Origin of the sequence: Paludibacter propionicigenes WB4 (assembly GCF_000183135.1) — a bacterium.
Taxonomy (GTDB): Bacteria; Bacteroidota; Bacteroidia; order Bacteroidales; family Paludibacteraceae; genus Paludibacter; species Paludibacter propionicigenes.
This window is the reverse complement of the sequence record NC_014734.1, coordinates 3,065,025-3,079,990: the sequence shown is the minus strand read 5'-3', so window position 1 is coordinate 3,079,990 and position 14,966 is coordinate 3,065,025. Positions and strand designations below refer to the sequence as shown.

The window sequence follows — 14,966 nt, the reverse complement described above, 5'->3', positions numbered from 1 at the left end:
TATGATTATTTAGTCTCAGTTATTTTTATCCAGTCAACATACATGGCTGCTTTTTCACCATCCTTAAGCGCAGTTATTCCCGTCATATCGGTTATACCGGTGTATGCACCACCAACTGCAAGATTTAGTAAAATGAAAAAATTGCCATGAAAATAGGGGTTATCCTTTATATCAAATGTATTAAAGGGAATGCTGTCAATAGACACTGCAATTTTATTCTCGTCCCAAACCATTGTATATAGATGGTAATTGCCGTCCTGCAGATTCGCAGTAGCATTAGACGTAAAATATTTCTGTTCGTGATTTTTGACATCAGGCCCGAAATGAAGAGCCGTATTGACACGTTGCGATGCATTTCCGGATTGCATTCCTTCCGCATCTCCCATTTCCATAATGTCTATTTCACCACAGGCAGGCCATTCTTTGTTATTGTCGCCCATCAACCACAATGCAGGCCAAAGTCCGTTGGCTGTTTTAGGCAGTTTAATACTTGCTTCAAGTTTTCCATATTTGAAACTTTTCTTAGCTTTTGTATTTACTCTGCCCGACATAATTAGGCCATTTTTACGTTCGGCTGTTAGTATCAGTACTGTTTTGTCGCCGTCTTTCCCAACAGTTACATGAGAAGGATCGTAGGATTGCAACTCCTGATTGGTCCATCCGGCAGCATGGGTTTCTTTATTCCAAAATGAGGTATTGAAAGTTTTGAATTCATCCTGAAATACGACGATTTCATTCGATGTTAGCAGGGGTGGAGATACATCGGGTTCATCTCTATTCGACGAACAGGCTGTACACGTTCCCCACGCGAGGGTGATAAGGAGTGTTGTGAATTTGTTCATTTGCTTACCAAAATAGCTTTAAAGTTAAACACAGTTGTAAAGCTTCTGCCAAAGTGAATCCGGCAGACTTGGCGCAAAAATAGTAAGCTCACACTTCTTATCGGGTTTGATTGCCGACATTTAGAGTTTGATTACTGACATATTTAGTAAACAACTGAATATCAAAGGATGTAGAATGGAGGTTTCTTTTAGATTTACGAAAAAACCTGTAGATTCGAAGAGTTTTTTATTGGGTGAACTATCCTTTTTCGATAAATTTGCTGGGCTGTACCCCAAAATGTTTTTTGAAAATGGTACTAAAATATTTAGCGTTTATAAAACCGGTTGCTTCAGCTACGTCTGTTACTGACATTCCTTGACGCAACAAGTCGGCTGCCCGCTCAAGACAAAGGATCCTGATGAATTCCTGCGGTGCTTTTCCTGTTAGCGACTTCAGCCGGCCATATAAGAGAGTTCGGCTCATTGCCATTTCGCGGCAGAGTATGTCAATGCTAAAGTCTGTGTTGCTCATATTACCCACTACAATTTCAGTGATTCTTTCCATAAATTCGCGGTCGCTTGTCGATAATTCCGGCTCTATTCTTTTTTCATCCGCATGGTCTACCTCATTAGCCGTCTTTTCGGAGGTTACCTTTACTACGGCTTGTTTGAGTAAATAACTGCGCAAGCGATTCCGGTTTTCAATGGCTCCCCGTACTTTTAGTTTTAGAATCTCTGTGCTGAACGGTTTGGCAATATAATCGTCAGCACCCTTTTGAAGCCCGGTTACGATGGAATCATGACCGGTTTTGGCGGTCAGAAGTATCACCGGAATGCCGGCTGTCTCAGGATTATTTTTTACCGCTCTGCAAAAATCGTCTCCCTGCGTTCCGGGCATCATCACATCGGAGATAATCAAATCCGGATATTCCTCCGACAAGTAGGACAACGCATCATCCGCCGTAGGCATTAAAATGACATTATACTCCGGTGAAAAGGTTTTTCCAAGATATTGACGCAAATCGTCATTATCTTCCACAATAAGTACAGTTACATCTTTATTGTGATCCGACTCGATGACGTTATCTGATAATGGGTAATTGTCGTCATCAGACAAACTGTTGACGGGAGTTTGTCTTGACGAATTTATTGCTTCGTCGTAAACCCGTTTAAAGCTGACTGTAAAAGTGGTACCTTCTCCTTCTACCGACTTGAATTCTATAGTGCCATGAAGCATTTTCACAATGCGTTTTACCTGTATCAACCCAAATCCGGTACCAATTTCTTGTGTATCCACTGCGTTTTGAGCCCTGAACACTTTAGAAAAAGTATGTTTATGGTCGCTCTGAGGAATTCCTATACCGCTGTCAATTATTTCTGCGGTGACCTTATTTTTGGTTGCACTTAGTACTACACTGATCTGTCCACCGGCATTGGTGTACTTACATGCATTTGATATCAGATTATCAAATATCATCTCAAGCAGATGATTGTCGCCGAGCATATTTGCAGGGAAGTCGGGCAAGGTCAGTGATAATTGTATGTTCTTTTTGTCGCACGCATTCTGGAAACTGCTGATTTCTTCTTGCAATATATCCCTTAAATCAACTGTATTAAGTTTTAATGAATGATTACCTGAATCGATTTTTTCAAATTCCAGCAGCTGCGTAGTGATAGTATTAAGTTTGCGGATGTTTTGTCGGGCTACATCGAGCAAATAAGCAGCATTTGAAGAAAGCTGTTCATCTTTGCGGATATCATCAAGCGGTGCCATGACCAGTGTGACCGGGGTACGAATGTCGTGAGCTGTATTGACAAAGAATCGTATTTTGTCCTCATTGTGTAGTTTTTGGAGCTGATACCATTTATAGCGAAAAATAAAGTAACCCGCCATACCGACAAGCAAAACATAAACAATCCATGCCCACCATGAACTCCACCAGGGATGTGAAACGACAATTTCCACTTTCTTCTCGTTGATTAGTTTGCCGTCGCATTTACGTACGCTGCATATTCGTAGCAGGTATTTGCCGGGAGTTACATTTTTATAGGTGGCAGTACCGGCTACGGATACTTCGCTCCATCCATTGTCATAGCCTTCCAATATGTATCGATAAGCTATGTCTTCCTGATAACGCAGGTTTATGGATTCAAAATTAACGGTAAAAGTATTTTGCTTATAGGCAAGGGTAATGTGCCCGTCTTCCAGTCCCTCATGAATCGAAAGCATTAATTTATCTTTTTTCGATTCACTTATTCCGTCGATTGTAAATCCGGTAATCCGTAAAGGGGCAGAGTAATCTATCAAATTGATCTCGGAGGGCGAAAACCGTACGGCTCCCGATATTCCCCCGAATATAAAATCGCCGGATTTCAACCGGATCGCTGCTGACTTGTTATATTCTTTTTCTACGCCTTTGAGATAGTTTAGTGATAACACGACAGAATCATTGATAACAGCAACTCCGTTACCGGTGCTTACCCACAGGCGTCCCTTCGAATCAACCTGAAGGCTGTATATGTCATTCGAAGGCAATCCATCGGACGTTTTGTAACTGCGTAATATCTTCCTTGTTTTGATGTTATAAAGATTCAGTCCACCTCCTTCTGTGCCTAGCCACACAGTCCCGTTGGTATTGAATAGCATCGGTATGATATAAGCACTTACGTTGTTGCGTATCTGTTCCTGCGAAGAGGCGTAACGCTCCGCCGTGTGTTTGTTCTTGTCAATAATATAAAAGCCGTCCACCGTAGCCGCAGCAATCCGGTAATCGTCAATTACCGTAACCGAAAGCACAAGATTGACAGGATATCGCTGTTTCAGTTTTCCACTTCCATCAAGATTCATTAGTTCCCCGTCCAATGCTCCCACCCAATAATCGCCGGAGCGATCTTTTTTTATGGAGAAGATATAATTGGACGTCAGGCTGCCCGACTGTTTGTTCAGTAGTTTCACCACTTTCCCGTTCTTGTCCAGGATAAGAATTCCCTCGCCATAAGTACCCAGCAACATATTACCGTTTTCGGAAGAACACAAGGTTACACCCACATATTTGTTCAGGGTGTGAATCCATCGTCCCGACTTCAGTAATATGCTAACGCCCCGATCAGTGGCATACCAAATGTCACCATTTACGTTTTCGGCTATGGCGTTTACATTATCATTCGCCAATGAATTAAGGTTGCCCCTCTCATGAGTTATAAGCCGTGAGGGAGAATCTGTAAGTCCAATGAGCGATACTCCACCGGTGTAGCTACCGGCCCACAGGTTGCCTTGCCGGTCTTTAAGCATGGCGTATATTCCGTTACCATGGAGACTAAAGCCATTATTGTCTTCGGAGTTAATAAGCAGTTCTACTTTATTGTTACGAAGATCTACCGTGTAAATTCCACTACCATCTATACCTATCGCCATCGTATTGGCATTTAGTTTTAATATAGACCGTATCGGATTCGTAAAAATATCAATCTCGGAATGGATGTGCGATACCTTTTGCGTGGACATATCCATTAGACGCAGCCCGTCATTGAATGTCCCGATCAGCAGTTTTGCCGTTTCTTTGTCGTAGAATAAAGTCTGAATATTCGTATTTTTAAATGCTGGGTGCATAGATATCTTCCGCCCATTTTTCAACACACCAAGACCTGAGCTTGTACCAATAAACCAGGTATTGCCCACTTCGACCATATCATTCACCACAACACCTGTCATAGCCGGCTTTATGCTTCCGGACTTATCTTTAATATACAATCCCTTTGTAAGTCCGAATAGCTCTTTTCCATCGCTGCTTCTGACATATTTGTTGAGCATTATGCTCTCGTGAACGAAGTCTCCAAGCTTCAGTTCCTGATCGAAGCGGTCATAGATAGGCGAGTATTTATAAATTCGTCCGATATTGTCATAGGCCCAAATATCTCCGTGATTGTCCTGAAACAAACGGATTGTTCTTCCGGCCATATCTCCGAAATAGAAATCACCGGTAAGTGTATAATTCTTTATCGTATGGCCATTGTAACGATCAACACCGGCTTTTGTGCTTATCCATACAGCACCGTAGCGATCTTCAATAATAGTAAATACCCTATGATTGCTCAGCCCATCGGAATGAGTCAGATATCTCACATCGGTTATTGGCAATGAAGAGGCATACCCAATCGGGCTAATTAAAAATACCAGTAAAGCGAGTATATATTGAATATTTCGGGACATTGTTTACGTGTTTATTCTACGATGCGATGGATATTAAACGTGAATTCCGGATAATATTGAAAATAATACGGAGGTAAATGAAAGTGCATGTCTTTATTCTTTAATTCTTTGCTCTAAATTTACTATGTGCCTGACAACAAAATTACCAAAATATTTTGAATTTATGGGCTCTCGGGTTTTATAATATTATTAACTGATGACCCATACCTATCATCAACCTTTCTATGAATGAATTTGAAGATGAATGCAGCAAAGTGATTTCGTGGAAATTTTAAACTCAGCATAATTTCTCTTATTGCAATAGCTCATAAGAATACTAAATCTATTACATAGATGCCGCAATTGCTTTTATGGATAAAACAGTTTATTTGAGGTAGGTAATCAACGACAAGAAGAAAGGTTTTGATATAAAAATAGCACATTCACCAATCAGCGAAGAGTCCAAACCCGAAACTACACTAAAATGGTGATGTGCTATATGCTGAAATCGATGATTTAGATACGGATAGTACCATTATCAATCAGTTCTTTAATCTGATTCCGTATATCCACGGATTTGTAAACATCCCGAGCATTGGATCCTACCGATATGGTGACATGACCGGCTTTATGAATAGCCGGCGACACAAAATCGCATAACAAAGGAGCGTCACAAACGCTCGTCAGGATTCCAAGCTCTTCCGAATCGGCTTTTATACGGGCATTCAGATCATGATCGCCGGTACAAACGTACACCAGAAAGAAACCCTCCAAATCGCTTTTTTTATACTCCTTTTGAATAAAAGTATAAGGCAATTTCAGAATTTCATCGGTAAACTCGGGAGCAATGACCGTCACATTGGTCACAAAGCGAGCCATTATAGTTCCTTTGTGCGTTGCCACTTTTCCACCCCCAATAAGCAGTATTTTCTTATTGGTTACATTGATGGAAATGGGTAGAAATTTTAGGTCTTCGCGTCGACCCCCAGCCCCTAAAGGGGAGTTGACCCCTAACCCCTGAAAGGGAATAGAGTTACTTTCGTCCTGTATATTTTTATTCATATCCTGTTGTAATTTAGTTCCCCTTCAGGGGCTAGGGGTCATTTCTAATCATGAAAATTAGTGCCATGCGTGGTGGCTTTTACGTAACCCTTTCGGATTACAAAATCGCCAAAATGTTCAGCGGCTTCCTTGCTTTGGGCGTAATCTGCCAAAATCGGTGTCAAAGCTTCCACTATTTGTTCTTCGGACAACATTTCCTTGTAAAGCTTGTTGAGTCTTTCGCCCGTAAAGCTAGCTCCAAGGTACAAATTATATCTTCCCGGAGCTTTTCCCACCAAACCTATTTCGGCCAGAAATGGACGACCGCAACCGTTTGAACAACCCGTCATACGAATACTGATGGGTGTTTTCAAAAGTCCGTTCGCTTCCAGAATTTTATCTATCTTATCAACCAGCGTTGGCAAATAGCGCTCTGCTTCCGCAAAGGCCAGTCCGCACAACGGCAAAGCTGCACAGGCTATGGAATTTTGACGAAGCGAAGATAACTTATCTGCGTTGATAACCTTGTATTTTTTCAGAATAGCTTCAATTTTAGGTTTCTTAGTTTCCGAAACCTGAGCAATAACTACATTCTGATTACCGGTAAGAATAAAAGTTCCTTCGTGAATTTTCGCTATTTCGCGTATAGCTGTTTTGGGGTGATAGCCATTCTTATCGACCAGTTTACCACCTTCAACAAACACGCCGTAATGCCACAGTCCGTCCTCACTTTTTGTCCAGCCGTATTTATCACCCAAAGTTTCGAACTTATAGGGTTTAACTGGTTCAAACTTTATTCCTTTAATACGTTCAATTTCGGCACGGAAAAAATCAAGCCCAAGTCGGTCGATGGTATATTTCAAGCGGGCATTTTTCCGTTCTGACCGATTTCCGTGGTCACGCTGAAAAATAAGAACAGCTTCGGCTACGTCCACTATCTTTTCCTTTGGGAAAAATCCGACCACATCGGCTACACGCGGATAAGTGGCGTTATTCCCAAAAGTGAAAGCCATTCCGCCTCCTACCGTGAGATTGTATCCCACGAGTTTTCCTTTTTCAACAATGGCTATAAATCCCAAATCGTTCGACAAAACATCGGTGTCATTCCGTGGTGGAATAGCAATAGCTGTTTTGAACTTACGGGGAAGATAGGTTTTGCCATACAGCGGTTCGAAATCTTTCTCGCCTCCGCCCACCAACTCACCATCCAACCAAATTTCGTGATAAGCACTGGTTTGAGGGGTGAGATGCGCTGAAATACGCTTTGCATCCTCTGCCACTTCGCCATGCACCGCCGACTCAAACGGATTGGCAGAACTCATTACATTGCGGTTTACATCGCCGCAAGCTGCAATCGTATCGAGCAAAGACTGATTAATCTCCTTTATCGTAGTTTTCAAATTGCGTTTTAGCACACCATGAAACTGAAATGCCTGACGGGTAGTCAATTTCAAGGCTTTGTCTGCATATTTGTCGGCAAGACCATCCAGCGCCAACCACTGCTGAGCAGTAGTAACTCCACCCGGAACACGCACACGGATAAGAAAACTGTAAAGCGGCTCCAGTTTCTGGCGCTTACGCTCGTCATCCAAATCCCTGTCTTGCTGCTGATACGTTCCATGGAATTTAATCAGCAACTGGTCATCCGCCTTTATTGATCCTGTCAACGGATCTTTCAGGCTTTCCTGAATAGTTCCGCGCAGGTAATTGCTGTTCTCCTTGAGAGTTTCAAAAGAAGATAGCCCTGTTCCTTGAGGGGGAACTGAGTTACTCTCTTTTTGTATATTTTTATCTTTACTCATTTTATAAAACTTTACTAATCAGTACTAATTTAGTTCCCCTTCAGGGGCTAGGGGTTCTAATACACATCCAGTTGCAATCGTCTTTCTTTTTCCAGGTTGGCAACATATTCCTGCGCATTTTCTTTGGTCATAACACCCTCTTTTTCCACAATTTTCACCAAAGTATCCTGTACGTGTCGCGCCATATTTTTCATATCGCCACAGATGTAGAAATTTGAGCCTTCTTCAAGCCATTGGTAAACTTCTTTGGCATTCTCCAGAAGCCTGTCCTGCACGTATACTTTCTTATCTCCATCGCGCGAAAAGGCAACATCCATTTTGGTCAAAGCGCCTGATTTTAAGAAACCTTGCCATTCTGTTTGGTACAAGAATTCAGTTTCGAAATTCCGGTTGCCGAAGAAAAGCCAGCTTTTACCCGGTTTCTCTGCCAACTCCCGATGCTGAACAAAAGCTCTGTATGGAGCTATTCCCGTACCTGCACCTACCATAATGATAGGGGTTTCATCGTTTTCAGGAAGTCTGAAACCCGGATTACGTTCAATAAAAATGGGTACTTTTTCATCTTCTACCTCCACCTCCGAAAGGTAAGTGGAACAAGTTCCATACTTTTCGCGACCTGCATTTTCATAATTTACCACCCCAACGGTCAAATGTAATTCTCCAGGATATGCCTTAGGACTGGAAGCTATTGAATAATACCGCGGTTGTAGCGGACGTAGTATCTTTATCAGATTCTCAGCCGTAATTTCACTCGGATAATCCTGCAAAAGATCAACGATATCCCGACCATCGAGATATTCTTTAAATTTATCAGTATCTTCGGAAAGCTTTTTTAATTTCTTATTGGGGTATGTTTCCAAATAACGACCCACTACATCGGTCGTTATTTTAGATAGTTCAACATTCCTATGAAGTGCCGTTTCCAGTTTCTTCTCCACTCCGTTGAATATCACAAAATCACCGGCATTAAGTCCCGTAACTGCCAGAACATCGCCAACCAATTCGGCCGAATTAAGCGGATATACTCCAGCAGCATCGCCCGGTTCATAGTCCAGCCCCGGAGCATTTTCGGTGCTTAACTCTATATGCAGCGTTTGTCTTTTAGAACCTTTTCCATGAAGCGATATTTTTTCATACACCGGTGCCATGAATGGATTCTTTTTGGTGTGTGCCTCCGGCTTTTTTTCAGCCACGGATACTTTGACCGGGATATCCAGTCTGAATTGAGGTTTTGCTTTAGCAGTAGCCTTACCATCGCCAAAAGCAGGCAGTGTTGCTTTCAACCAGTTTTCGGCTGCTTCTTCAAAATCCACGTCACAGGCTATACGTGGTACCAATCGTTTAGCTCCGAGTTTTTCCAACTGTTCGTCAAAATCTTTTCCTGTTTTACAAAACTGGAAGTAACTGGAATCACCCAATGCTAGAACCGCAAACGTAGTATTTTCAAGTTTAGGAGCACGCTTGCTGTATATGAATTCGTGTAATTCGCGTGCTGCAAAAGGGGGAACACCTTCACCATGTGTAGAAACTATCACCAACAGATTTTTTTCCGACTGTAAATCCCTGACTTTGTAATCGGCCATGCTTTTGATCGTTGCATTCAAACCTTGTTCGGTTGCCATTTTCAAAGCCTTTTTGGCCAGACCTTCGCCGTTTCCGGTGCGAGATCCGTATAATATGGTCAATGTATTCTGTATATTCGTTTCAGCAACAGGTTCTTGTATTTCAGGAGACTCTGAAGAAACACCGCTTGCTGAAAATCCGGCCAGGTAGCCCGACACCCATGCCAATTGCTCTTTGCTAAGCGAGTTGGTCAGGCGTGTAAAAAGTTCAATCTGATCATCCGATAACGGAGAAGTATTTATATTCATCATTTATTTTTAAAATGTTTAACTGCGGAACCAACAGTCATCTTTTATGCAATCCACATTCTTTTTGTTCCGGATTTTCCCACCACCAACGACCGGCACGTATATCCTCGCCGGGCTCTATGGCTCTTGTACATGGCTGACAACCAATGCTTGGAAAACCTTTATCGTGTAGTTTATTGTAAGGTACTGAATTTTTTTTGATATAATCCCAGACTTCCTGTTCGGTAAAATTAATCAATGGATTCAGTTTAATCAATCCGTTATTTTCGTCCCACTCTAGCAATTGAACATCCTGCCGGGTTACCGATTGCTCACGTCGCAGTCCGCAAATCCAAACATCAAGTCCTTCGAAAGCCCGTTTAAGTGGTTGTAATTTGCGAACATTGCAACATAGTTTCCGCTGATCTATTCCGGCATAGAACAAGTTTACGCCCTCAGCTTTTACCATTTTCTCCACCTCTTTATAATCGGGAAAAAGAACTTCCAGTTTGATATTGTAACGCATATTTGTTTTGTCAATCAAACTATAGGTTTCAGGAAAAAGTCGTCCGGTATCGAGCGTAAAAATTCGGGCATCTTTGTCTATCTTCACTATCAAATCCGTCAACACCTGATCTTCAATACTCAGGCTGGATGAAAGTGCAATTTTCCCTTTGTACTCGCTCAGGAAAAACGACAAAACATCTTCGGGAGATTTTCCCTGAAATTGTTGGTTGAGTTCTTCTATATTCATAATATTAATTTCATTGATATTTGCCTTAGGCGATATTACTTTCAGTGATATTAACTTCGTTTTATTCAAATCATATCGTCCGAAGGACAACTATCTATAAATATTAGCGAAGCTTATATCAACGTATTATATAGTAAACGTTTCATCCTCAAGATCATCTACTATCATTCCTGCGCCAACCGTTTCAAAAGTGTTTTCATCAATCAGCACAAGACTGCCGGTAATGCGGTTTTCGCTGTAAGAATCATATTTCAACGGTTTCAGCGTTTTGATAGAGATATGCGCAATATCATTCATTCTCACAGTCTTATCATCCAGAATATTTTCCAGCGTGTTGATATTTACTTTGTAATGAACTTCCTTAATAATGGCGCGGGTCTCTTCGGTAGCATGACGGATAATGTATTTTCCACCTTCGTTCAGCGGTTTATGGTTAAGCCAGCAAATACGTATTGAGACATTGGCACTAACCGTTGGCTTTGCTTCTGAGTTTTTTACAATAATATCACCCCTGCTGATATCAACATTATCTTCCAGCCGTATAGTAACAGATTGAGGTGTAAACGCTTCATTCAGCGATTTTGTTCCCTCGTCTATCGCCACAATTTTCGACTGTGTCTTCGATGGTAAAACTGTAATTTCATCGCCAACCTTAAAACTTCCACCGGCAATTCTACCGGCATAACCTCTATAATCGTGAAAATCATCGCTGTGCGGACGAATCACGTATTGCACCGGAAAACGTGCAGGTAAGTTAGTTTCGTCTTTACGAACCGGCAACGTCTCGAGCAGATGAAGTAAAGTTTCGCCTTTGTACCAGGGTGTTTTATCCGAAGCATCCACCACATTGTCACCATCACGGGCTGAAATAGGAATGAAAATCACATTTTTCAGTTTTAATATTTGGGCAATATCTTCGTATTCTTTTTTGATGGTATTGAATACTTCTTCGGAGAAATCAACCAAATCCATTTTATTGACAGCCACCACCACATTCGGTATTTGCAACAACGATGCCACATACGAGTGTCGTTTACTTTGCTCGATAATACCATTGCGGGCATCAATCAGAATAATCGCCACATCAGCCGTAGAAGCACCGGTAACCATGTTTCGGGTATATTCGATGTGTCCCGGAGTGTCGGCTATGATAAACTTGCGCTTGGGAGTGGCAAAATAGCGATAAGCCACATCGATGGTAATGCCCTGCTCTCGCTCAGCACGAAGTCCATCGGTAAGCAAAGCCAGATTCACCTCATCGCCTCCACCCAGTCGTTTACTGGCATCTTTTACCGCCTGAAGCTGATCTTCGAAAATGGACTTACTGTCGTAAAGCAATCGCCCGATAAGGGTACTTTTCCCGTCGTCAACACTTCCGGCAGTACTAAACCGCAGCAGTTCCATATCCAGATAGCCAGAAAGCCTCCCCCCAGCCCCCTCCGATAGAGGGGGAGTTTGGGTAGTGCCTGTTTGTATTTTTTTAATTGATTCTGACATGTTTATTTTAATTATATATTATACAATAGTAATTCTTTGAAGTCCCCCAATGGGGGATTTAGGGGGCAATCATCAAAAGTACCCTGCTTTTTTCCTGTCTTCCATAGCAGCTTCAGAGCGCTTGTCATCGGATCGGCCTCCACGCTCGGTAATGCGCGAGCTGGCTATTTCATCTATAATGTCTTCCAGCGAATTGGCAGACGAAAGCGTCAGACCGGTACAGGTAATATCACCAATGGTACGACAACGGACTTTCTTCACCTCCACTACTTCAGTCGGTTTACGCGGAATGGCATCCAACGCGGCATAAATCACTCCATCGCGCTCAAATACTTCACGTTCGTGAGTGTAGTAAAGCGATGGCAACGGAATATTTTCCTGCAATATGTATTGCCAAACATCCATTTCCGTCCAGTTACTGATAGGAAATACGCGAAAATGCTCGCCCAGCTGTTTCTTTCCATTAAAGATATTCCACAATTCCGGACGCTGATTCTTGGGATCCCACTGACCGAATTCATCGCGGTGTGAGAAGAAACGTTCTTTGGCACGGGCTTTTTCTTCATCGCGGCGTGCTCCGCCAAGCGCTGCATCAAATTTATATTTCTCCAGTGTGTCCAGTAAAGTCACTGTCTGAAGTTTATTTCGGCTGGCGGTATATCCTTTTTCTTCCACTACCCTGCCCTGCGCTATCGATTCTTCTACCGAGCCGACTATCAGCTGTGCACCGAGCAATTTTACCAACTCATCGCGATAAGTTATCGTCTCTTCGAAATTGTGACCTGTATCAATGTGTACGAATGGAAAAGGGATAGCAGCCGGATAAAATGCTTTGTAAGCCAGATAAGCCATCACAATGGAATCTTTACCACCGGAGAACAGAAGTGCCGGTTTCTCGAATTGTGCCGCCACTTCGCGCAATATAAAAATTGACTCTGACTCCAGCTCCTTTAGATGCGTAAGTTTATAGTTGCTCATTATTGTAGAATTTTTAATTTAATGGATATGAATAAAAAGTAAGACCTGTTCCATCTTTTTATGTTCGCAAAATTACGCTATACACAAAGCCTCCACCATACCGTTCAAGGGGTATTTTTATACCACATTTAGGGTAGATAATTCGTTAAACAGCAACAGCTTTGTATTTTTATTCTCAATAAACGCATAAAAAGAAAAGTCCCCGCTATTTTCCAGTTCAGAAAATAGCAGGGATAGCTTATGTGTTGATTCTAAAAGGAGTTACTTTTGAATAGTATCGGCTTTCACAACCTGTTGGATAATAACCACCTTATCGGTGTGTATCTCCTGTGTGTGCTCGTCAGAATGTTTATCGGTAGTGCAAGTCGAATTACAATACTCATTCTGGCAGAGCTTATGGCCCCGGTTGAAATGGTCGGCACCCAGACTCAACCAGAGAGCGCCAAATGTGATTGCCGCAATTCCTAAGCTTATCGAAAATCTTGATTTCCTGTGCATCTTATTTTTTTATAAAATTAATTATTTGGTTGTTTTTTTGATTTGCAGCATTTATTATGCGCACGTGCTGAGCAGCATCCATAATGTCCGTGATGAACAGTTGAGTAATACGCGCCACCCATATTGGCTTTGAACTCAGTATATTCTTCTTCGCTCATTTGACGTATTTTGTCTGCCAGATAAAACATTTTCCGGTGCCCCCGATAATGTCCGTGGCAACCCATACCACAATGCAATAAATGAACAATGAAGCAAAAAAGGATAACCCCGATAAGAAGTTTTGGAACAAAAAACGCAATTGCCCCAATAAGGATACCAATCAATACCGTTCTTAAAATTGATCTCGTCATGTTGTTTTAAATTATAAATTTTGTTTGTAAGTTGTCTTTACTTTATATGACGAGCAAATGACTATTTTACTTTAAATACCTTGCCGTTCTGCAATAAAAAAAGTCCATCGTTATCGGATGGACTTTCGTGTCTGTTTTGTTCAGGGATTAGGAGTTTTGCAACAACGCTGCTTCCACTGGTTTTTGAATTGCTCTCTTTCTTCCTCGTTCATATCCATGAGCTTTTCTTTAAATTTTCCAACGAATTGCGCATGACGATGTGCATGATGATCGTGATGATGCCCGCGGAAATGAAACCCTCCGAACAAAATACGGCTTAGCACAAATAATCCCATGGCCTGCCAGTAAGACAGCACAGTGACGCTGCTACAGATCGATGGCACTACAGCGTTCCAAAGCAACATTACAATGCCACTTACAGCAAATAGACCAATTACCATCAAAGGGAATGTAAAGTAAAAACGTTTTCTGCAATAACTTCGTCCGGTTGTTTCCATAATTATTCTGTTTTTATATTTTTTGCTGCTATCATTATGAGTTCAGTTCTTCATAAAGATAATTCAGCTTGTTTCGTAAATGTTTTACTGCATAGCCTTTTCGGCTGATAATGGTTTTCAGGTTTTCACCTTTCTGATCAGCAATTTGCTGCAAGGTCATATCTTCCATCTCATTAAGCAGAAATACTTCTCTCTGATTCGGGGGTAATTCATCCAAGGCTACCTGAAACTCTTTCCAGAAAATCTCTTTAAAAAATGCCAGTTCGGCATTATTACTATCATCCAGCAACAGGATTTCTTTGAAGTTGAACTCTCCTTCGTCGTTTTCATAAACGTATTCTTCCAGTGCCAGATTCGTTTTCTTACGGGATCTATCCGTTATCTTGTTTCGTGCTACCTGATACAACCATGCACTCACATTGTCCAGGTCGTCAATATCAGTCAGATTACTCAGCTGATACCAAACATCCTGCAATATATCTTCTGCATCCTCTGTATTACTTACTCTCCCACGCACAAAGCCAAACAATCTCTGTCGAAACTGTTTTATTATATTGGTGATGGAAATAGCTTTTTGCTCACTCATCGATATATTGGCTGATGTCTCCATAATATGGGAGACGAATGAATGTTGCCTTTACTTTAAATACCCTCGAAAATTTGAGAATAAACTTACAAAAAAAATCTGG

At 41.7% G+C, this 14,966-nt stretch carries 12 protein-coding genes; all 12 read right to left on the bottom strand.

The features are described from left to right. Positions 1–5: 5 nt before the first annotated feature. The 12 genes from PALPR_RS12745 to PALPR_RS12695 all read right to left on the bottom strand — a co-directional run bounded on the left by PALPR_RS12745 (position 6) and on the right by PALPR_RS12695 (position 14,887). Positions 6–842: a glycoside hydrolase family 16 protein gene (locus PALPR_RS12745; RefSeq protein WP_013446054.1), complete on the bottom strand. Its 837-nt coding sequence runs from the start codon at positions 840–842 to the stop codon at positions 6–8. A 238-nt stretch (positions 843–1,080) separates the two neighbouring features. Continuing rightward, positions 1,081–5,031: a hybrid sensor histidine kinase/response regulator transcription factor gene (locus PALPR_RS12740; protein ID WP_013446053.1), complete on the bottom strand. Its 3,951-nt coding sequence runs from the start codon at positions 5,029–5,031 to the stop codon at positions 1,081–1,083. Between the two features lie 495 nt (positions 5,032–5,526). Beyond that, positions 5,527–6,072 (bottom strand): precorrin-2 dehydrogenase/sirohydrochlorin ferrochelatase family protein, encoded by a 546-nt coding sequence (locus tag PALPR_RS12735; protein WP_013446052.1) that lies wholly within the window; start codon positions 6,070–6,072, stop codon positions 5,527–5,529. A gap of 44 nt (positions 6,073–6,116) precedes the next feature. Beyond that, positions 6,117–7,853 (bottom strand): assimilatory sulfite reductase (NADPH) hemoprotein subunit, encoded by a 1,737-nt coding sequence (gene cysI / locus PALPR_RS12730; protein WP_013446051.1) that lies wholly within the window; start codon positions 7,851–7,853, stop codon positions 6,117–6,119. 56 nt (positions 7,854–7,909) lie between these two features. Next, positions 7,910–9,727: an assimilatory sulfite reductase (NADPH) flavoprotein subunit gene (locus PALPR_RS12725; RefSeq protein WP_041620409.1), complete on the bottom strand. Its 1,818-nt coding sequence runs from the start codon at positions 9,725–9,727 to the stop codon at positions 7,910–7,912. Positions 9,728–9,761: 34 nt separating this feature from the next. Further along, positions 9,762–10,457: a phosphoadenylyl-sulfate reductase gene (locus PALPR_RS12720; protein WP_013446049.1), complete on the bottom strand. Its 696-nt coding sequence runs from the start codon at positions 10,455–10,457 to the stop codon at positions 9,762–9,764. A gap of 126 nt (positions 10,458–10,583) precedes the next feature. After that, entirely contained in the window at positions 10,584–11,954 is a 1,371-nt protein-coding gene (locus tag PALPR_RS12715) for a sulfate adenylyltransferase subunit 1 (RefSeq protein ID WP_013446048.1), read from the bottom strand. Positions 11,955–12,026: 72 nt separating this feature from the next. After that, positions 12,027–12,935 (bottom strand): sulfate adenylyltransferase subunit CysD, encoded by a 909-nt coding sequence (cysD, locus tag PALPR_RS12710; protein ID WP_216086334.1) that lies wholly within the window; start codon positions 12,933–12,935, stop codon positions 12,027–12,029. 258 nt (positions 12,936–13,193) lie between these two features. After that, a complete protein-coding gene (locus tag PALPR_RS12705) occupies positions 13,194–13,430 on the bottom strand; it encodes a hypothetical protein (RefSeq protein ID WP_013446046.1) in 237 nt (78 codons plus the stop codon). 17 nt (positions 13,431–13,447) lie between these two features. Then, positions 13,448–13,780 (bottom strand): hypothetical protein, encoded by a 333-nt coding sequence (locus PALPR_RS15840; protein WP_013446045.1) that lies wholly within the window; start codon positions 13,778–13,780, stop codon positions 13,448–13,450. A gap of 140 nt (positions 13,781–13,920) precedes the next feature. Continuing rightward, complete coding sequence (locus PALPR_RS12700) at positions 13,921–14,277, bottom strand: hypothetical protein (RefSeq protein ID WP_013446044.1); 357 nt, start codon at positions 14,275–14,277, stop codon at positions 13,921–13,923. A 34-nt stretch (positions 14,278–14,311) separates the two neighbouring features. Beyond that, positions 14,312–14,887, bottom strand: coding sequence for an RNA polymerase sigma factor (locus PALPR_RS12695; protein WP_013446043.1), 576 nt, complete (start codon positions 14,885–14,887; stop codon positions 14,312–14,314). Between the last annotated feature and the right edge of the window lie 79 nt (positions 14,888–14,966).

Excerpts from the sequence above, each read along its gene's own strand:
- PALPR_RS12745 (WP_013446054.1), bottom strand. The coding sequence starts at position 842 with ATGAACAAATTCACAACACTCCTTATCACCCTCGCGTGGGGAACGTGT.
- PALPR_RS12740 (WP_013446053.1), bottom strand. The coding sequence starts at position 5,031 with ATGTCCCGAAATATTCAATATATACTCGCTTTACTGGTATTTTTAATT.
- PALPR_RS12735 (WP_013446052.1), bottom strand. The coding sequence starts at position 6,072 with ATGAATAAAAATATACAGGACGAAAGTAACTCTATTCCCTTTCAGGGG.
- cysI (WP_013446051.1), bottom strand. The coding sequence starts at position 7,853 with ATGAGTAAAGATAAAAATATACAAAAAGAGAGTAACTCAGTTCCCCCT.
- PALPR_RS12725 (WP_041620409.1), bottom strand. The coding sequence starts at position 9,727 with ATGATGAATATAAATACTTCTCCGTTATCGGATGATCAGATTGAACTT.
- PALPR_RS12720 (WP_013446049.1), bottom strand. The coding sequence starts at position 10,457 with ATGAATATAGAAGAACTCAACCAACAATTTCAGGGAAAATCTCCCGAA.
- PALPR_RS12715 (WP_013446048.1), bottom strand. The coding sequence starts at position 11,954 with ATGTCAGAATCAATTAAAAAAATACAAACAGGCACTACCCAAACTCCC.
- PALPR_RS12705 (WP_013446046.1), bottom strand. The coding sequence starts at position 13,430 with ATGCACAGGAAATCAAGATTTTCGATAAGCTTAGGAATTGCGGCAATC.
- PALPR_RS15840 (WP_013446045.1), bottom strand. The coding sequence starts at position 13,780 with ATGACGAGATCAATTTTAAGAACGGTATTGATTGGTATCCTTATTGGG.
- PALPR_RS12700 (WP_013446044.1), bottom strand. The coding sequence starts at position 14,277 with ATGGAAACAACCGGACGAAGTTATTGCAGAAAACGTTTTTACTTTACA.
- PALPR_RS12695 (WP_013446043.1), bottom strand. The coding sequence starts at position 14,887 with ATGGAGACATCAGCCAATATATCGATGAGTGAGCAAAAAGCTATTTCC.